Origin of the sequence: Streptomyces sp. NPDC060064 (assembly GCF_042736455.1) — a bacterium.
Taxonomy (GTDB): domain Bacteria; phylum Actinomycetota; class Actinomycetes; order Streptomycetales; family Streptomycetaceae; genus Streptomyces.
Genome location: NZ_JBHWWF010000050.1, coordinates 26219 through 43506 on the forward strand (window position 1 = coordinate 26219; position 17288 = coordinate 43506).

Genomic DNA, 17288 nt, shown 5'->3' on the forward strand with positions numbered 1-17288 from the left:
GCAAACGGGCCCTGTGACCAGGGTCGACGCAGACCCGAATCAAGCAAGGCGGAGCGTCTCGTTCCGTTGATTGGAGAACCGCATGCCCCGAAGCGCCGCTGCCGCCGACCGCGTCTGGTTCATCACCGGCGCATCCAGCGGCTTGGGCCTCGCTTTCACCCGGGCAGCCCTGGACGCCGGCGATCGCGTCGTCGGCGCCGCCCGGCGGACCGAGACGCTCACTGCCCTCGCCGCCGAGCATCCCGGCCGGTTGGTCGCCCTGCCGCTGGACGTCACCGATCGCGCTGCGGTCTTCGCAGCGGTGGAGCAGGCCGCCGCTGCGTTCGGGCGGCTGGACGTCGTCGTCAACAACGCGGGCATCATGGGCATGGGCACCGTCGAGGAGTTCACCGAGGCCGATGCCCGGGCGTTGCTGGAGACCAACTTCTTCGGCGCGCTGTGGGTCACCCAGGCCGTTCTCCCTCACCTGCGCCGGCAGTCGGGAGGCCACGTTGTGCAGATCTCCAGCGTCGGCGGGGTCATCGGCTTCGCCACCAGCGGGCTGTACAGCGCGAGCAAGTGGGCGCTGGAAGGGATGACCGAGGCGCTGGCACAGGAAGTCGCGCCGTTCGGCGTCAAGGTGAGCATCGTCGAGCCCGGCGGGTACACCACCGGTCTCTACACCGCCATGCGCACCCAGCCCGCCCACGAGGCCTATGCCCCGCTGCACTCCGCCCTCGCCGAAATGTGGCAGGACGCCGAGGACGCCGATCCGGCCGACGCGGCCAAAGCCCTGCTCGCACTGGTCGACAGCGACGAGCCGCCCCTGCGGCTGATCCTCGGCGGCGCGATGTACGACGTCGCCCAGGAGAGCGCCGACCGGCGTAAGGAGGTATGGGCGAGCTGGGAAGGCGTCAGTCGCGCCGCCGGGTGAACCACACCCGGGTGGTGTCGTGGAACACTATTGCAAGCATGTGCTTGCAATAGTTAGCGACGGCAGGGCACTATCGGGGCATGGCATCACTCAACGTCGGCAATCTCGGTGAGTATCTGCGTGAGCAGCGGCGCACAGCGCAGCTCTCGCTGCGGCAGCTCGCCGACGCCGCCGGGGTGTCCAATCCGTATCTGAGTCAGATCGAGCGCGGCCTGCGCAAGCCGAGCGCGGAAGTTCTGCAGCAGGTTGCCAAGGCGCTGCGGATCTCCGCCGAGACGCTGTACGTACGGGCCGGGATCCTTGACGAGCGGGAGCGGGAGGAGCTGGAGACGCGTGCCGTCATCCTCGCCGACCCCTCGATCAATGAGCGGCAGAAGCAAGTGCTGCTGCAGATCTACGAGTCCTTCCGCAAGGAGAACGGGTTCGAGAACACGGACTCCACGGACATCATGGACTCCACGGACACCATGGACACCGCCGCTGAAGGCCCCCGCACGGCCGACGGCAGTGATGCCGACCAACCCTCAAACTGATCTGCGATCCGGGAGGACCACAGTCATGGCCATCACCGATGACCTGCGCAAGACCCTCACCGACCCGACTCCCCTCTACTTCGCGGCCGGTACCGCCGATCTCGCCGTCCAGCAGGCGAAGAAGGTTCCCGCGCTGATCGAGCAGCTCAAGGCCGAGGCTCCGGGCCGTATCGATGCCGTGCGCAACGCGGACCCCAAGGCCGTTCAGGAGAAGGTGACCACCCAGGCCAAGGAGGCCCAGGCCACCGTGCAGGCCAAGGTCACCGAGGTGCTCGAGACCCTTGACACCGATCTGAAGAAGTTCGGCGAGACCGCTCAGGACCTGGCGCTGCGTGGTGTCGGCGTGGCCGCCGAGTACGCGGTCAAGGCCCGTGAGACCTACGAGAAGGTCGCCGAGCAGGGCGAGCAGGTCGTGAGGTCGTGGCGCGGCGAGGCGGCCGATGAGATCGCCGAGATCGCCGTCGCCGTCGAGCCGGACGCCGAGAAGGAGCCCGCGGCCGCAGCCACCGGGACGAAGACCGAGGCGAAGACCGAGGCCAAGAAGCCCGCTCCGGCAGCCGCCCGCAAGGTCCCGGCGCGCAAGACGACGCCGAAGAAGCCCGCGCCGCAGTCCGCCAAGTAACACCGGGCAACACCGGTAGCGCTTACCGGGCAGACGGGCCGGGCACCTTTGGGGTGTCCGGCTCGTTCTCCCCGTACCTCGCTCCCGGTACCTTGGCCGCGAGGCGCTACAAACCACTTATGAGGCGGTGCTCAGCATGTTGCGTGCGGGATTCGACTTCGGGCTCTGGCTGGTGCTCGACCTTGTCTTCCTCGGCACGTCCGTGACCGCGCTGATCATGGCGGCCATGGCCCGCGAGGACGCCTACCGCGCCGCCGACAAGCAGAAGAAGTCCTTCTGGCTGATCATCCTGGGCATCACGGTCGCGGTGAACCTCTTCGTCTCCGTGCTGTTCCTGTCGATCGCCGGACTGATCGCCAGCATCGTCTTCTTCGTGGACGTGCGGCCCGCCCTCAAGCAGGTCTCCGGCGGCGGCGGCCGCCGCGGTGGCGGCTCCAGCAGCGACGGCCCGTACGGTCCGTACAACGGCGGACGGTAGACCCAGTAGCCCGTCGGGCCCGCAGACCCGGTAGCCCGCCGGCCCCGCCTTCGGGTGCGGGCTACCTACGGGCCCCGTGCCTGCTCAGCAGCAGCACCGCCACATCGTCGGTCAGCTCCCCGCCGTTCAGGTCGCGCACCTCCGAGACCGCCGCCTCCAGCAGTGCCTCGCCCTCGAGCCCCGCCGCCAGCTGCCGGTTGATCATCTCGACCATCCCGTCCTGGCCCAGGCGCTGCTTCTCGCCCGGTCCCCGGCGGCCCTCGATCAGCCCGTCCGTGTACATCATCAGGCTCCACGCACCGCCCAGCTCCACCTGACGGCGCGGCCAGCGGGCGCGCGGCAGCAGGCCGAGCGCCGGGCCGTTGTCGTCGTACGGAAGCAGCTTGGCCGTCCGCCCGTGCCGGGCGATCAGCGGCGTCGGGTGGCCCGCCAGGCAGAGGCCGGCCCGCCGCCCGTCCGGGGCGATGTCGACCGTGCAGAGCGTCGCGAAGATCTCCTCGCTCTCCCGCTCGTGCTCCAGCACCTGCTGCATCGTGGAGAGCAGCTCGTCCCCGCACAGGCCCGCGAAGGTCAGCGCCCGCCAGGCGATACGCAGCTCGACGCCGAGCGCCGCCTCGTCCGGGCCGTGGCCGCAGACGTCGCCGATCATCGCGTGGACCGTGCCGTCCGCGGTGCGGACCGTGTCGTAGAAGTCGCCGCCGAGCAGTGCCCGCGAGCGGCCGGGCCGGTAGCGCGCGGCGAACTGCAGATCCGAGCCCTGGAGCAGGGGAGTGGGCAGCAGGCCGCGCTCCAGGCGGGCGTTCTCCTGGGCGCGCAGTCTCGACTCGGCCAGCTTCACCTGGGCCGTGTCGGCGCGTTTGCGCTCGACGGCGTAGCGGATGGCGCGGCTCAGCAGCCGTCCGTCGAGCTCGTCGCGGAAGAGATGGTCCTGTGCCCCCACCCGTACGGCCTCGGCGGCGCGCTCCGCGTCGCCCGAGGTGGTCAGGGCGAGGACGGCGTGGCGCGGCGCGAGGCGCAGAACGTGCTTGAGCGGGGCGAGCTCCTCCTCGCCGTGTCCGGGCAGCGCGAGGTCGACGAGGATGCAGTGGACGTCGTCCGTGAGCAGCCGCTCCGCCTCGGTCAGATTGCGGGCGCTGCGGATACGGACCCGGGTGCCTGCCGCGTCGAGCAGCTGGGGGACGGTGAAGGTGCCCGCCGGGTCGTCCTCGATCACCAGAAGCGTGAGGTCGCCGCCGCCGGAGCTGCCGGCGGCGCCGGTGCTCCCGCGGTCGGTCTCCGCGACGGGGACACCCCTCTGTCGCGGTACGGGTACGGGCATCGTTCCTGGTTCCTTCCCTCCCCCCGAGGGCGCGGTGATGCGACGATCGACGCTTCACCAGACCGGGACCATAGCGGTACCGGGTATCGGAGCGGAATGGTGAAGTGCGAAGAGCCACTGTCATATGCCGCGCATGGGGAGGTACTTGCTCAAGGCGTCATGACGAACATCACGCGATTGTCACTCCGCGGACTTGTTCCTTTACGCGTCACTCGTTCGGGTCGCTTATGCGCGTCACATGTCCGGACGTACCACTCCGAGGATCGCCATCGAACCCGCGCCCGTAATCGTCACATTCCGCCCGGGTCGCGGCGCATGCACGATCGCTCCGTCGCCGATGTACATCCCCACATGGCTCGCGTCCGCGTGGTAGATGATCAGGTCGCCCGGCCGCATGTCCTTGATCTCGATCCGCCGCAGCAGCCGCCACTGCTCCTGCGAGGTGCGCGGGATGCCCTTCCCCGCCGCCGACCACGCCTGTGACGTCAGCCCCGAGCAGTCGTACGACCCCGGGCCCTCCGCTCCCCACACATACGGCTTGCCGATCTGCGCCGTCGCGAACTGGATCGCCTTCTTGCCCTGCGGGCTCGCGCTGCGGCTGATCTCCTTCAGTACGCCCGAGCTCAGCCAGGCCGTCTGGGCCTTGTACTCGGCGTTCTGCTCCAGCTGGAGGAGCCGCTCCCGCTCCTCCTTCTCCAGCTTGTCCTCTATCTTTTTGGCCGCGGCGAGCTGGGCGGTGATCTCCTTCTTGGCCTTGGCCTGCTTGACGCGGTTGGCCTCGAGCTTCTGCCACTGTGCGCTCGCGTCCTTGGTGTACGCCGCCAAGTCGGCCTGCGTCCTGGTCAGTTCGCCAAGGAGGTCCTTGGTGGCCTTCTGGCCCTGCTGGATCCGGCCGGCCCCGTCCAGGAACAGCTGCGGATCGTCGGTGAGCACCAACTGCGCCTCGGGCGGCAGTCCTCCGTCGCGGTACTGGGCGCGGGCGGCGGCACCCGCGCGGTTCTTGAGATCGTCGATCCGGGCCTGTCCCTTGACGATCTCCTGCGCGAGTCTGACGATCTCGGCCGACTGCTTGTCGGCCTGGTCCTTGGCGAGGTTGTACGCGTCGGTCGCTGACGCGGCCTTGCGGTAGAGGGCGTCGATCTCCTGGCGCACCTGCTCCAGCGACTTCCTGGGGGCGTCCTTGGCGGCCGACTTCCTGGGGGCGTCCTTGGCGGCGCCCGACCCGCTCGTCGGCGGTGGCTCGGGGGCCGCGAAGGCCTGGCCGGGTGACGCCAGCACGGTCAGTGCGCAGACCATAGTGATCGCGGCAGTGGCACAGCGGCGTCGGTTCACGACTCCCCCTTCGGACTTCGGGCGCACATCAGAACACGTAAATGTGATTTACCGTCAGTAACTTACGGGCGACGTCGCGATGGTGCCACGACGTCCACAAAATCGACAGGGTCAACGGGTGTTGATCTGCCGACTGGAGGATCAATCCCACTCGTCAGGGACGAACAACGCGCCCTCTGCGTTCCCTCGCGCGGCGCCTGTTCATACGGAATTGGGGGCGAGCGCCGCCCAGTTCACCGTGACTTCCCCCTGCCGCCACCGCCGCGGGCCGTCCGTCAGCGGCCAGTCGGACGCCATGTCCCGTACGGCTCTGATCCAGCGTTGCCGGGCGCCCAGTGAGGCGTACGGAGCGGCCGCCGCCCACGCCCGGTCGAAATCCCGCAGGAAGGCGTGCACCGGCTCGCCCGGCACATTGCGGTGGATCAGCGCCTTCGGCAGCCGTTCCGCCAGATCGGACGGGCGCTGCAGGGAGCCGAGCCGGGTCGCGAAGGTGAGCGTGCGCGGACCTTCCGGGCCGAGCGCGACCCAGACGTGCCGTCGCCCGATCTCGTCGCAGGTGCCCTCGACCAGCAGCCCGCCGGGCGCGAGGCGCGCACGGAGTCGCGCCCAGACGGCGGCGACCTCGCCCTCGTCGTACTGGCGCAGCACATTCGCAGCCCGGATGAGCGCCGGCCGCCGCTCCAGGGGGACCTCGAAGCCGCCGTGCCGGAAGCTGAGCCCCTCGCGCTCGTACGGCTTCGCTGCCGCGACCCGCGCCGGGTCGATCTCGATGCCGACGACCTCGCACCGGGGCTCGGCCGTACGCAGCCGCTGCATCAGCTCGAGCGCGGTCCAGGGGGCGGCGCCGTACCCGAGATCGACGGCGACAGGCGCGTCGTCGCGGCGCAGCGCAGGTCCGTGCGTCGCCGCGATCCAGCGGTCCATGCGCCGCAGCCGGTTGGGGTTGGTCGTCCCGCGGGTCGCGGTGCCGACGGGACGGGTCATAAAAGCGAGGGTATGCGGTCGTGACACGGCCTCCCTACGGTAATGATTTGGCAAAGCGAAAGAGGGCTGGAAATGGAAGCCGGGAGTCCGCTGTTGTGAGGCTTTGGAGGTTGCTATCGCCCCGCAGCTTGCCGCGCCCGCAGCGAGGAGGAACGTCGACGTGAGCCAGTACGTCTCCCGCCTCGGCGGCAGCCTGGCGGCACCGCGTATCCGGTTTCCCGGCGGCCATCGCAAGCCGCGACGGGTCGCCATGCTCAGCGTTCACACCTCCCCGCTGCACCAGCCGGGGACGGGCGACGCGGGCGGCATGAACGTCTACATCGTCGAACTCGCCAAGCGGCTCGCCGCCATCAACATCGAGGTCGAGATCTTCACGCGGGCGACCGCTGGCGGGCTGCCGCCGGTCGTGGAGCTGGCTCCCGGCGTGCTCGTACGGCATATCGACGCGGGGCCCTACGAGGGCCTCGCCAAGGAAGAACTCCCGGCCCAGCTGTGTGCCTTCACACATGGCGTGATGCAGGCCTGGGCCGGTCACCGCCCCGGCCACTACGACCTCGTCCACTCCCACTACTGGCTCTCCGGCCACGTCGGCTGGCTCGCCGCCGAACGGTGGGGCGTCCCGCTCGTCCACGCCATGCACACCATGGCCAAGGTCAAGAACGCCGCGCTCGCCGAGGGGGACACCCCCGAGCCGCCGTCCCGTGTCATCGGCGAGACCCAGATCGTGCGCGCCGCGGACCGGCTGATCGCCAACACCGCGGAGGAGGCCGACGAGCTCGTCCGCTTCTACGACGCCGATCCGGCGAAGGTCGCCGTCGTCCACCCGGGCGTGAACCTGGAACGGTTCCGGCCCGCGGACGGCCGCGCCGCCGCCAGGGCCCGCCTCGGGCTGCCGCAGGACGCGTTCGTCCCGCTCTTCGCGGGCCGCATCCAGCCGCTGAAGGCCCCCGACATACTGCTCCGCGCGGTGGCGCTGCTCCTCGAACGCGACCCGTCCCTGCGCTCCCGGCTCTTCGTACCGATAGTCGGCGGCCCGAGCGGCAGCGGCCTCGCCAAGCCGGAGGGCCTGCAGAAACTGGCCGCCCGCCTCGGCATCGCGGACATCGTCCACTTCCAGCCGCCGGTCGGCCAGGACCGCCTCGCGGACTGGTTCCGGGCCGCGTCCACACTGGTCATGCCCTCGTACAGCGAATCCTTCGGCCTGGTCGCGATCGAGGCCCAGGCGGCCGGCACGCCCGTGGTGGCGGCGGAGGTCGGCGGCCTCCCGGTGGCGGTCCGCGACGAGCTGACCGGCTTCCTGGTCCCGGGCCACGACCCGCAGGACTACGCGGCCGTGCTGCACCGCCTGCTGGACAACCCGGCCCTCTCCGACCGGATGGGCGCGGCGGCGGCCTGCCACGCGAAGTCCTTCGGCTGGGACACGGCGGCGTCGGCGACGGCGGACGTCTACACGGCGGCGATGTACGAACACCGCCGCCGGGTACGCTCGCACCATGGCTGACGTACGGCAGGCTGCGCAGGTCATCGAGCAGACGCTCAAGGACGCGGAACTCGAGTGGGAGAGCCCGGAGCCCGGCTCGTACGTGGTGAAACTCCCTGGCACGCGCAAGCTGTCGACGACGTGCTCGCTGATCGTCGGCAAGCACTCGCTGTCGATCAACGCGTTCGTGATCCGGCACCCGGACGAGAACGACGCGGCGGTCCACCGCTGGCTGCTGGAGCGCAACCTGCGCCTGTACGGGGTGAGTTACGCGATCGACCGCCTCGGCGACATCTACCTGGTGGGCAGGCTCCCGCTCTCCGTGGTCACCCCGGAGGAACTGGACCGCCTCCTGGGCACGGTCCTGGAGGCGGCGGACGGTTCTTTCAACACGCTGCTGGAGCTGGGGTTCGCGAGCGCGATCCGCAAGGAGTACGCGTGGAGGGTTTCGCGGGGGGAGTCGACGAGGAATCTTGAGGCGTTCACAAACCTGACCAAGTAGGAGTGCGGGGGGTGTTTCCCCCGCCCCGCCCCTTCCCGAGTCTGGGGGCTGCGCCCCCAGACCCCCTGCCGGGGGAAGGGGTGTGGGGGGCTGACGCCCCCACACCCCCAGGAGCGGCAGCTCCGCCAGTTGCTCGGTCATGTGGTCGAGGTGGGCCGGGGGCGTTGTCGGTTGCTCTTCGGTGGGTGGTTTCCTCCGGCGAACCGCTGTACCCCCGCGGCGGGGCGCACTCGTGTCGTTCGGGTGGGGAGGGGCCGTGCAGGGTCGTCCCCGTCAGTTGCCCGGTCATGTGGTGAGCGTGGGCCGGGGGCGTTGATGGTTGCTGTCCGTGGGTGGTTTCCTCCGGCGAGCCGCTGTACCCCCGCGGCGGGGCGCACTCGTGTCGTTCGGGTGGGGAGGGGCCGTGCAGGGTCGTCCCCACAGGGGATTGGCGGCAAAACCGGGGTCACGCACCAAGAGCCTGTACGCCGCCGACCCCGAGGAGTCGAGCCCGGAGGGGCACCGGAGCCCGCACCCGACAAGACCCCGCACCCCGCCGGAGGCGTCCCGCACCCGGCAAGACCGGACGCCCCAGGCCCGGGCCACAAGACCCCGCACCCCGGGCCACAAGACCCCGCACCCCGGCCACAAGACCCCGCACGCCCCCTTCCCGCGCGCCGCAGGCCCATGGCATGCTCGCCGCAGACGCTTATATGAACGTCGTTCACATCCGTGGAAGGGGTGGGCTCATGGAGACCGGTCGACGCGCCATCAGCAGACGGAGTCTGCTCGCCAGTGCCACAGCCGTCGCGGCCGCCTGCGCCGCGAGCGGCATCGCCGGCAACCGCACCGCCGCGGCCGCCACCGCGCCCTCCACTTCCTCCCCGCTGTGGGACGAGTTCCGCCGAAACCGCTACAGCCACCCGCAGATCCCCTACGTAGGCCACGCAGGTCAACGAGGCGGAGCCCCCTGTTTCCCCCGCCGCCCCGTCGTCGCCAACGTCCTTGCCTACGGCGCCAAACGGGACGGCTCCGCCGACGCCGCCCCCGCAATCAACCGTGCCGTCGCCGCTGTAGGCGAACGCGGCGGCGGCACGGTCCACATCCCCGCCGGCACCTACCGCATCGACGACCTGATCCGTATCGGCCACAGCAACGTCGTAGTCAAAGGCGCCGGCAGCACCCGCACCAAGCTCTACGCCACCAAGAACCTCACCGAGCTCATCGGCGTGTACGGCAGCCGCTACGGCGGCGACAAGTCGTCGTGGTCCTGGGCCGGCGGCCTCATCTGGCTTTGCCCGAAGGGCCGTTGGGACAGTCTCACCACTGCCATCAAGGCCAAGGCGTGGCCCTTCGAGGGCTGGACCGGCAACAAGCGCGACGAGTGGCGCACCCTCGCCACCGTCCGGCCCGCCAGGCGCGGCGACTGGTGCGTCACCGTCCCCGACGCCTCCCACCTCCGTGGCGGACAGCTCGTCCTCCTCCGCCTCACCGACGACGCCGGCCACACCCTCCTTGAGCACATGGCCGGCGGCGGCGCGGGCCCAGAGGCGTACGTCTGGGACGACAAGACCAAGCTGACCAGTTACGTCCCCTACGAATGGCCCGTACGCATCACGGCCGTCAAGGGGAACAAGGTCACCTTCGAACGGCCGCTGCCCCTCGACGTACGCCCCGAATGGGACCCGCGTATCACCACCCTCGTCACTCCGCTCACCGGCTCCGGCGTCGAAGGCCTGACCCTCGAAGCCATGGAGACCCCGCAGTCCCAGCACCTCCTCGACAAGGGCTACAACGGCGTCACTTTCCAGTGCGCGTACGACTGCTGGGCCGACGACATCACCGTCCGTCATGTCGACAACGGCTTCGGCCTGGTCGCCGCCTCCGCCTGCACCCTGCGCCGCACCCGGGTCGAGGGCCGCGGCTCCCACCATCCGTACTTCTGCCGCGAGGGCTCGCACGACAACCTCATCGAGGACTTCACCATCGCCCGGCGCACCGTCCCGGCCCCCGCCAACACCCAGCTCCACGGCATCAATGTGGAGGGCCTGTCCAGCTACAACGTCTGGTCGCGCGGAAACATGGAAATGGGCACCTTCGACACACACCGCGGTATGCCGTTCGCCAACGTCCGTACCGAGATCACGGTGAACAACAACGGCCGCCATGGCGGCGACGCGTCCGCCGGACCGCTGTACGGCGCCCGGTCCACCCACTGGAACGTCACCGTCACCAACGAGCGCGCGGGGCTGATCAAGATCGACCAGATCGCCCCGTACAGCGCGACCGTCGCCATCAGCGCGGTCCGCGAGTTCGACCAGATCGACGTGCCGGACTTCAGCGGCACGCTGGGCTCGCGCATCGAGGCGTACGGACAGCCGGGCGGGGTGCGTCCGGGCAATCTGTACGAGGCCCAGCGGGCGCTGCGCACCTGACCGGCCCGCACCTCACCGGCCCGCGGCGGCTCCTACGCGACGGACGCAGGCGGGCTGACCACTCCGGCGGCGGGCACGGGCCCGGCGGCATCCGCCGCGCTCTCCCCGCTCTCCGCGTGCTCCCCGCTCTCCTCGGGCAGGTTCCGCATCAGCAGCCAGTAGCCGAGCCCCGCCACCGTCCCCAGCGCCGCGCACATCCCCCACAGCCACTCCGCCCCGTACCGGTCGATGACGAAACCGGACATCAGCGGGGCGATGAGTCCCGCCACCGACCAGGACAGCGTGTGCATGCCCTGGTAGCGACCGCGGCCGTGCAGCGGCGAGAGCCGCACCACAAGTCCGGTCTGGGTCGGCGCGTTGACGATCTCGGCCAGCGTCCAGACGCAGACGGTCAGCGCGTACACGGCGATCGACCCGGCGAAAGCGGTGAGCCCGAAGCCGTACCCCGCGAGCAGCGAGGAAATGATCAGGAGCCGGCGCGGATCGCGGTGCTCGATGAAGCGGGTCACCGGGATCTGCAGGGCCACGATCAGTACGCCGTTGACCGCGATCGCCATGCCGAAGTCGGAGCTGCTGAAGCCGTCCGCGCCCATCGCCAGCGGCAGTCCCACATTCCCCTGCATAAAGATCAGCGCGATCAGGAACGACAGCCCGACGACGCTCATGAACCGCCTGTCGCGCAGCACGGTCCCCAAGCTGACCTCAGGCTCGGCGGGCTTGTCCGCGGTGGCCTTCGCCCGTTCCGGCCGCGACTCCGGCAGCTTGACGAAGACGACGACCGCGCAGATCAGCGTCATCGCGGCCTCGCCGAGGAAGCCGGCGAGATAGCTGTACTCGGCGATGAAACCCGCGCCCGCGGAGGAGACGGCGAATCCGAGGTTGATCGCCCAGTAGTTCAGCGAGAAGGCCCGCACCCGGTCCTCGGGCCGGACGATGTCGGCCATCATCGCCTGCACGGCGGGCCGGGACGCGTTGGACGCCATACCCACCAGGAAGGAGACGGCCGCGATGGCGACCGGGTGCTGCACAAAGCCGAGCAGCGCCACGGACGCGGCAGTCGAGCTCTGTGCGATCAGCAGCGTGGGCCGCCGGCCGAGCCGGTCGGCCATCACACCCGCGCCGAGCGAGGAGACAACACCGCCGAGCCCGTGCAGGGAGGCGACAAGTCCCGCGTACGAGGGTGAATAGCCCCGTTCCAGGGTCAGGTACAGCGTCATGAACGTCGCGACGAAGGCGCCGAGCCGGTTGACCAGAGTGCTTGTCCACAGCCACCAGAACTCACGGGGCAGCCCCGAGACGCTCTCTCTCGCGGCACGTCTCAGACCGGCGACGGACATGCGGATTCCCCCCGGGTGTAAGTGGCTTGGCAGGCATCCGCACGTTACAAGCGCGGCGCTCGGCGCCGCCAGTCAATTGACGCCGACCGTCAACTGTCGCCGGTGTCGTCCGGCTCTTTCGCGTCTATTAGGCTCGGACACATGGCCGACGCACCGTACAAGCTGATCCTCCTCCGCCACGGCGAGAGCGAATGGAACGCGAAGAACCTGTTCACCGGGTGGGTGGACGTCAATCTGACGGAGAAGGGCGAGAAGGAGGCAGTCCGCGGCGGTGAGCTGCTCAAGGACGCCGGCCTGCTCCCCGACGTACTCCACACCTCCCTCCAGAAGCGCGCCATCCGCACCGCGCAGCTCGCGCTGGAGTCCGCGGACCGCCTCTGGATCCCGGTCCACCGTTCCTGGCGGCTGAACGAGCGTCACTACGGCGCGCTGCAGGGCAAGGACAAGGCGCAGACGCTGGCCGAGTTCGGCGAGGAGCAGTTCATGCTCTGGCGCCGCTCGTACGACACCCCGCCGCCGCCCCTCGAGGACGGCTCGGAGTTCTCGCAGAGCGACGACCCGCGTTACGCCACGATCCCGAGCGAGATGCGTCCGCGCACCGAGTGCCTCAAGGACGTCGTCGAGCGCATGCTGCCGTACTGGTACGACGGCATCGTCCCGGACCTGCTGACCGGCCGTACGGTCCTGGTCGCCGCCCACGGCAACAGCCTGCGCGGCCTGGTCAAGCACCTGGACGGCATCTCCGACGCCGACATCACGGGCCTCAACATCCCGACCGGCATCCCGCTCGCCTACGAGCTCGACGCCGACTTCAAGCCGCTCAAGCCGGGCGGCACCTACCTCGACCCGGACGCGGCCGCGGCCGCGATCGAGGCGGTCAAGAATCAGGGCAAGAAGAAGTAAGAATGGCGATCATGCCCCCCACCTGCATTTTTGGCGCGGGTGGGGGGCCTTTGTTCATCTCGGGCCGTCTGTGGGCCGTCAGTGCGGCGGCTCTTGCGACCTGAGTGCCCGAGCGGTGGCCTTCGCGCGGTCCCGACTGCTCGGCACCAGGTGGGCGTCCACGGGCCTGGATGGCTTCAGCGTCGAAACCGCGCGACGATGGAGGGAGAGCGCTCCTGTACAAGCGGACAATGAAGACGCACCTCTTTCGTGATGTGGATCTTCATGTGGGTCATATGCGTCGTCCCGCTCATCCGGAGCAGTTCCTGCTCTGAGCCGTCCCACCACCTCAAGGCCGGTCACCGGGCTCCCGACCCCCGTAAACCGGGAGGGCGTCATGAACACACCATCCGATTCCGCGACGACTCACGGGCCGGCCGATCCCAATGACGTGCTGGCCGATGTGGGCGGCGCATGGACGTGGTTGCTCGGTGTCGCTCTGGTGACCCTGGCGGCGGGGATCATCGTGCTCGTCTGGCCGGACGAGACCTTGCACGTTCTGGCGGTCATCATCGGCCTGTACCTGCTCATCTCGGGCGCGTTCCGCTTCGTGACGGCCTTCTCGCGGGACAGCGAGGGCGGCGGCAGGGTCGCAGCGGTGTTGGTCGCGGTGGTGGCCATCCTGGCCGGTGTGCTGTGCCTGCGGCACCCGCTGCAGACCACCGCGGTGCTGTCGCTCGTGGTCGGTGCCTACTGGCTGGTGTCGGGGCTGCTGGCGGCCTTCGTCGTCGGCAGCGGACGCGATATGCCGCATCGGGGGTTGGCGTTCGCCGTGGCCGTCCTCGGGATCGTTGCCGGCATTGTGGTGCTCGCGTTCCCGGTGGAATCCGCTACCGCGCTGGCCAGACTGCTCGGGCTGTGGCTGGTCCTCATGAGCCTGGGCGAGGTCGCGGTGGCGCTCGCGCTGCGATCCGCAGCGAAGCGTCTCGAGCCCGCGCAGCGGCCCACGGTGTAGTTCGGCAATCGCTCGTCACAGGAGGTACGGCCATGAACAAGGTCGAGGCGAAGGCTACGGCGAGGCGGATGAAGGGCCAGCTCAAAGAGACCGTCGGGCATGTCATGGGCGACAGGCACATGCGGGCCGCAGGTCGCAACGAGAAGGTGAAGGGCAAGATCCAGTTGGCTGTGGAGAGGACGAAGAAGACCCTCAAGCACTGAAGCGCTGCATCCTCCACCCGGAGTTCCAGCCGGTCAGCCCTCTCCGGACAGAAGAAGTAGTACCGAGCGCGTCGGAAAGGGCCCCGTCCATGGACGGGGCCCTTTCGCGTACGCGCGTACGTACCGGGGATCGGCTACCCGCAGCAGCCACCGCACTGGCACGGCCCACCCGACTGGCAGCCGCAGCCACAGCCCGGACCGCAGCCGCAGGCACCGAGGACGGGCAGGAACACCATTTCAACAGGCGTGTCCTGCTGAGAGTCGGTCATGGGGGATTCGGCCATGGGTCCCTCCTCATGGCGTACCAGATGGTCCGCCTCTGCCCATTGCATGCCCGCTGCGACGGGCGCATCAACAGCGCGCGGAGGCACGCCCCCGCCCCCCTGCTGCTGCGGGCGCCCCCCGGCGCGCAGGGCGCGCTAGACGCCCTCGACCTGCGTCGGCGGCTGGAGCTCGTCCGCGTGTTCGCCCGTGACCAGGTACACGACCCGCTTCGCCACCGACACCGCGTGGTCCGCGAAGCGCTCGTAGTAGCGGCCGAGCAGCGTCACATCCACCGCCGTCTCGATGCCGTGCTTCCAGCGGTCGTCCATCAGGTGCTGGAAGAGCGTCCGGTGCAGCAGGTCCATCTCGTCGTCGTCCGTCTCCAGCTGCAGCGCCAGGTCGACGTCCTTGGTGATGATCACCTCCGCCGCCTTGGCCATCAGCCGCTGCGCAAGCTGCCCCATCTCCAGGATGGTGGCGTGCAGGTCGTGCGGCACCGCCGTGTTGGGGAAGCGGAGCCGGGCCAGCTTGGCCACATGCTGGGCAAGGTCGCCCGAGCGCTCCAGGTCCGCGCTCATCCGCAGTGAGGTCACCACTATCCGCAGATCCGTCGCGACCGGCTGCTGCCGGGCCAGCAGGGCGATGGCCCGTGCCTCCAGGTCGTGCTGCAGATCGTCGACCTTCTGGTCGGCGGCGATCACGCTCTCGGCGAGCTTGAGATCGGAGTCGAGCATGGCCGTGGTGGCGCGCCCGATCGCCGACCCGACCAGCCGGGCCATCTCGACCAGGCCCTCGCCGATCGAGTCCAGTTCCTCGTGGTACGCGTCCCGCATGGGTTGTCCCTCTCTTGGTGCGACCGGGGTCCGGGTGGGGCTCGGACCCCCACGCTCCCACGTTCTGTCCGTTACGCGTCCGGCTCCTCCACCGCAAGTGAACCGTCCCTATCCCCATGGTGAACTCTGGGCGACGACTGTTCGAGGTGCCACCCGTTTGGCTGGGAGCATCTCCAGGACCACGCATAACCTGGAGGCATGGACGTGAACGCGGCGGTCGCCGCAGCGGCAGCGATCGCCGGGTTGTGCACCGGTGTCATCGCGATGCTGGCGTTCCGCTGGAGCGAACGCGAACAGAGGAGACCCACCCGCACCTCCCTGCACACTGACGCCGTGCTCCCGCCCGGCGTCGACACTGTCCTGTCCGTGCTCCGCTCCTCCGCGGTCGTCCTCGACGAGAGCGACTCCGTCGTCAAGGCCAGCTCCGCGGCGTACGCCCTCGGTCTGGTCCGCGGTGGAAAGCTCGCCGTCGAGCCGATGCTGCACATGGCCCGCGACACCCGCCGCGACGGCGAGATACGCCAGGTCGAACTGGACCTGCCCCGGCGCGGCACCGGCCGTGGCGAGGCCCTCGCTGTCTCCGCCCGGGTGGCCCCCCTCGGCTCCCGCCTCGTCCTGCTCCTGGTCGAGGATCTCACCGAGGCCCGCCGTATCGAAGCGGTACGTCGCGACTTCGTCGCGAACGTCAGCCATGAGCTCAAGACCCCGGTCGGTGCGCTCTCCCTGCTCTCCGAGGCGGTCATGGACGCCTCGGACGACCCCGAGGCGGTCACCCGCTTCGCCGGCCGGATGCAGATCGAGGCGACCCGGCTCACCAACCTCGTACAGGAGCTCATCGACCTCTCCCGGGTGCAGAACGACAACCCGCTGGAGGACGCCGAGCCGGTACGTGTGGACGAACTGGTCGCCGAGGCCATCGACAGGTCCCGGCAGCCGGCGTCCACCAAACAGATCACCATGGCCGCCGGCGGTACCGCAGACCTGCATATCTGGGGCAACCGCGGCCAGCTCGCCGCCGCACTCGGCAATCTCGTCGAGAACGCGGTCAACTACTCCCCGGCCCGCACTCGCGTCGGTGTATCCGCGCGCCGCGTCGCCGCACCCGGCGGGGATCTCATCGAGATAGCCGTCACCGACCAGGGCATCGGTATCTCCGAGAAGGACCGCGAGCGGGTCTTCGAGCGGTTCTACCGCGTCGACCCCGCCCGCTCCCGGGCCACCGGAGGTACAGGTCTGGGACTGGCCATCGTCAAGCATGTGGCCGCCTCGCACGGCGGGGAGGTCACGGTGTGGAGCTCCGAGGGACAGGGCTCCACCTTCACCCTGCGGCTGCCCGAAGCGGGCGCCGTACGGGACCGTCAAACCACCGGACCGGATCGCGTCGACGAGGACGACGACCGGCCTTACGACACCGATCCGAACGCCGAAATCCCTGCCCCGGAGGTCCTTCCGTGACCCGAGTGCTCGTCGTCGAGGATGAGGAATCATTCAGCGACGCCCTGTCCTACATGCTCCGTAAGGAGGGCTTCGAGGTCGCCATCGCGACCACGGGGCCCGAGGGGCTCGACGAGTTCGAGCGCAATGGCGCCGACCTCGTCCTCCTCGACCTGATGTTGCCCGGCCTGCCGGGCACCGAGGTCTGCCGCCAGCTGCGCGGCCGGTCGAACGTCCCGGTCATCATGGTGACCGCCAAGGACAGTGAGATCGACAAGGTCGTCGGGCTGGAGATAGGAGCCGACGACTATGTCACCAAGCCCTTCTCCTCGCGGGAGCTGGTCGCCCGCATCCGCGCGGTCCTGCGCCGCCGCGGCGAACCGGAGGAGGTCACCCCGGCAGCTCTGGAGGCCGGCCCGGTCCGGATGGACGTGGACCGTCACGTCGTCACGGTCTCGGGCGGCAAGGTGGATCTCCCGCTGAAGGAGTTCGACCTGCTGGAGATGCTGCTGCGCAACGCGGGCCGGGTACTGACCCGTATGCAGCTGATCGACCGCGTCTGGGGTGCGGACTACGTGGGCGACACGAAGACCCTCGACGTTCACGTCAAGCGCCTGCGCGCCAAGATCGAGCCGGACCCCGGTGCGCCGCGGTACCTGGTGACGGTGCGCGGCCTGGGCTACAAGTTCGAGCCGTAAACCGGCAGCAGTACGACGAGGGGCGCCCCGCCGGAATCCTTTCCGG

17 protein-coding genes are annotated in these 17288 nt (G+C 69.6%); 12 read left to right on the plus strand and 5 right to left on the minus strand.

Going from position 1 to position 17288, the window contains the following annotated elements:
* Positions 1–82 precede the first annotated feature (82 nt).
* From ACFWDI_RS36710 to ACFWDI_RS36725, 4 genes are all read left to right on the plus strand, one after another.
* Entirely contained in the window at positions 83–913 is an 831-nt protein-coding gene (locus ACFWDI_RS36710; protein WP_385310911.1) for an SDR family NAD(P)-dependent oxidoreductase, read from the plus strand.
* Between the two features lie 80 nt (positions 914–993).
* On the plus strand, positions 994–1446 hold the full coding sequence (locus ACFWDI_RS36715) for a helix-turn-helix transcriptional regulator (RefSeq protein ID WP_326650842.1): 453 nt from the start codon (positions 994–996) through the stop codon (positions 1444–1446).
* Between the two features lie 25 nt (positions 1447–1471).
* Positions 1472–2068 carry a hypothetical protein gene (locus tag ACFWDI_RS36720; RefSeq protein ID WP_385310913.1) on the plus strand — a complete coding sequence of 199 codons (597 nt, stop codon included), beginning with the start codon at positions 1472–1474 and terminating at the stop codon, positions 2066–2068.
* Positions 2069–2204: 136 nt separating this feature from the next.
* Positions 2205–2546 (plus strand): DUF2516 family protein, encoded by a 342-nt coding sequence (locus tag ACFWDI_RS36725; RefSeq protein WP_362681977.1) that lies wholly within the window; start codon positions 2205–2207, stop codon positions 2544–2546.
* 61 nt (positions 2547–2607) lie between these two features.
* On the opposite strand, the gene ACFWDI_RS36730 is transcribed toward ACFWDI_RS36725, so the two are convergent.
* The 3 genes from ACFWDI_RS36730 to ACFWDI_RS36740 form a co-directional block, all read right to left on the minus strand.
* Positions 2608–3864: a PP2C family protein-serine/threonine phosphatase gene (locus ACFWDI_RS36730; RefSeq protein ID WP_385310915.1), complete on the minus strand. Its 1257-nt coding sequence runs from the start codon at positions 3862–3864 to the stop codon at positions 2608–2610.
* Positions 3865–4098: 234 nt separating this feature from the next.
* Entirely contained in the window at positions 4099–5196 is a 1098-nt protein-coding gene (locus ACFWDI_RS36735) for an NlpC/P60 family protein (protein ID WP_385310917.1), read from the minus strand.
* A 201-nt stretch (positions 5197–5397) separates the two neighbouring features.
* Positions 5398–6180 (minus strand): class I SAM-dependent methyltransferase, encoded by a 783-nt coding sequence (locus ACFWDI_RS36740; protein WP_385310918.1) that lies wholly within the window; start codon positions 6178–6180, stop codon positions 5398–5400.
* A gap of 160 nt (positions 6181–6340) precedes the next feature.
* On the opposite strand from ACFWDI_RS36740, the gene mshA reads away from it, so the two are divergent.
* The 3 genes from mshA (at position 6341) to ACFWDI_RS36755 (ending at position 10576) form a co-directional block, all read left to right on the plus strand.
* Positions 6341–7681 carry a D-inositol-3-phosphate glycosyltransferase gene (mshA, locus tag ACFWDI_RS36745; protein ID WP_385310920.1) on the plus strand — a complete coding sequence of 447 codons (1341 nt, stop codon included), beginning with the start codon at positions 6341–6343 and terminating at the stop codon, positions 7679–7681.
* The gene (locus ACFWDI_RS36750; RefSeq protein ID WP_385310922.1) at positions 7674–8162 is read left to right on the plus strand and encodes a YbjN domain-containing protein; all 489 of its coding nucleotides are present in this window, start codon (positions 7674–7676) and stop codon (positions 8160–8162) included. Before mshA ends, ACFWDI_RS36750 begins: the two co-directional genes overlap by 8 nt.
* 728 nt (positions 8163–8890) lie before the next feature.
* The gene (locus tag ACFWDI_RS36755; protein WP_385310924.1) at positions 8891–10576 is read left to right on the plus strand and encodes a glycosyl hydrolase family 28-related protein; all 1686 of its coding nucleotides are present in this window, start codon (positions 8891–8893) and stop codon (positions 10574–10576) included.
* A gap of 32 nt (positions 10577–10608) precedes the next feature.
* On the opposite strand, the gene ACFWDI_RS36760 is transcribed toward ACFWDI_RS36755, so the two are convergent.
* Positions 10609–11913, minus strand: a complete 1305-nt coding sequence (locus tag ACFWDI_RS36760) for an MDR family MFS transporter (protein ID WP_385310926.1) — start codon at positions 11911–11913, stop codon at positions 10609–10611.
* A 141-nt stretch (positions 11914–12054) separates the two neighbouring features.
* Between ACFWDI_RS36760 and ACFWDI_RS36765 the strand changes: the two genes are divergently transcribed.
* The 3 genes from ACFWDI_RS36765 (at position 12055) to ACFWDI_RS36775 (ending at position 14013) form a co-directional block, all read left to right on the plus strand.
* Positions 12055–12816, plus strand: coding sequence for a phosphoglyceromutase (locus tag ACFWDI_RS36765; RefSeq protein WP_327324464.1), 762 nt, complete (start codon positions 12055–12057; stop codon positions 12814–12816).
* 376 nt (positions 12817–13192) lie between these two features.
* A complete protein-coding gene (locus ACFWDI_RS36770; RefSeq protein WP_385310928.1) occupies positions 13193–13810 on the plus strand; it encodes an HdeD family acid-resistance protein in 618 nt (205 codons plus the stop codon).
* A gap of 32 nt (positions 13811–13842) precedes the next feature.
* On the plus strand, positions 13843–14013 hold the full coding sequence (locus ACFWDI_RS36775; protein WP_385310930.1) for a CsbD family protein: 171 nt from the start codon (positions 13843–13845) through the stop codon (positions 14011–14013).
* 419 nt (positions 14014–14432) lie between these two features.
* Here ACFWDI_RS36775 and phoU read toward each other — a convergent pair whose 3' ends face one another.
* Entirely contained in the window at positions 14433–15110 is a 678-nt protein-coding gene (gene phoU / locus ACFWDI_RS36780; protein WP_385310932.1) for a phosphate signaling complex protein PhoU, read from the minus strand.
* Between the two features lie 198 nt (positions 15111–15308).
* Here phoU and ACFWDI_RS36785 point away from each other — a divergent pair, with 198 nt between their 5' ends.
* Positions 15309–16565: an ATP-binding protein gene (locus ACFWDI_RS36785; protein ID WP_362681938.1), complete on the plus strand. Its 1257-nt coding sequence runs from the start codon at positions 15309–15311 to the stop codon at positions 16563–16565.
* Positions 16562–17242, plus strand: a complete 681-nt coding sequence (locus ACFWDI_RS36790; protein WP_142217884.1) for a response regulator transcription factor — start codon at positions 16562–16564, stop codon at positions 17240–17242. Before ACFWDI_RS36785 ends, ACFWDI_RS36790 begins: the two co-directional genes overlap by 4 nt.
* The last annotated feature ends 46 nt before the right edge of the window (positions 17243–17288 follow it).

Bases quoted from the DNA above. Each gene is read 5' to 3' on its own strand.
- ACFWDI_RS36740 (WP_385310918.1), bottom strand. From the start codon at position 6,180: ATGACCCGTCCCGTCGGCACCGCGACCCGCGGGACGACCAACCCCAAC.
- ACFWDI_RS36775 (WP_385310930.1), top strand. From the start codon at position 13,843: ATGAACAAGGTCGAGGCGAAGGCTACGGCGAGGCGGATGAAGGGCCAG.
- ACFWDI_RS36785 (WP_362681938.1), top strand. From the start codon at position 15,309: ATGGACGTGAACGCGGCGGTCGCCGCAGCGGCAGCGATCGCCGGGTTG.
- ACFWDI_RS36765 (WP_327324464.1), top strand. From the start codon at position 12,055: ATGGCCGACGCACCGTACAAGCTGATCCTCCTCCGCCACGGCGAGAGC.
- ACFWDI_RS36755 (WP_385310924.1), top strand. From the start codon at position 8,891: ATGGAGACCGGTCGACGCGCCATCAGCAGACGGAGTCTGCTCGCCAGT.
- ACFWDI_RS36770 (WP_385310928.1), top strand. From the start codon at position 13,193: ATGAACACACCATCCGATTCCGCGACGACTCACGGGCCGGCCGATCCC.
- ACFWDI_RS36760 (WP_385310926.1), bottom strand. From the start codon at position 11,913: ATGTCCGTCGCCGGTCTGAGACGTGCCGCGAGAGAGAGCGTCTCGGGG.
- ACFWDI_RS36720 (WP_385310913.1), top strand. From the start codon at position 1,472: ATGGCCATCACCGATGACCTGCGCAAGACCCTCACCGACCCGACTCCC.
- ACFWDI_RS36750 (WP_385310922.1), top strand. From the start codon at position 7,674: ATGGCTGACGTACGGCAGGCTGCGCAGGTCATCGAGCAGACGCTCAAG.
- ACFWDI_RS36725 (WP_362681977.1), top strand. From the start codon at position 2,205: ATGTTGCGTGCGGGATTCGACTTCGGGCTCTGGCTGGTGCTCGACCTT.
- ACFWDI_RS36730 (WP_385310915.1), bottom strand. From the start codon at position 3,864: ATGCCCGTACCCGTACCGCGACAGAGGGGTGTCCCCGTCGCGGAGACC.
- ACFWDI_RS36715 (WP_326650842.1), top strand. From the start codon at position 994: ATGGCATCACTCAACGTCGGCAATCTCGGTGAGTATCTGCGTGAGCAG.
- ACFWDI_RS36710 (WP_385310911.1), top strand. From the start codon at position 83: ATGCCCCGAAGCGCCGCTGCCGCCGACCGCGTCTGGTTCATCACCGGC.
- phoU (WP_385310932.1), bottom strand. From the start codon at position 15,110: ATGCGGGACGCGTACCACGAGGAACTGGACTCGATCGGCGAGGGCCTG.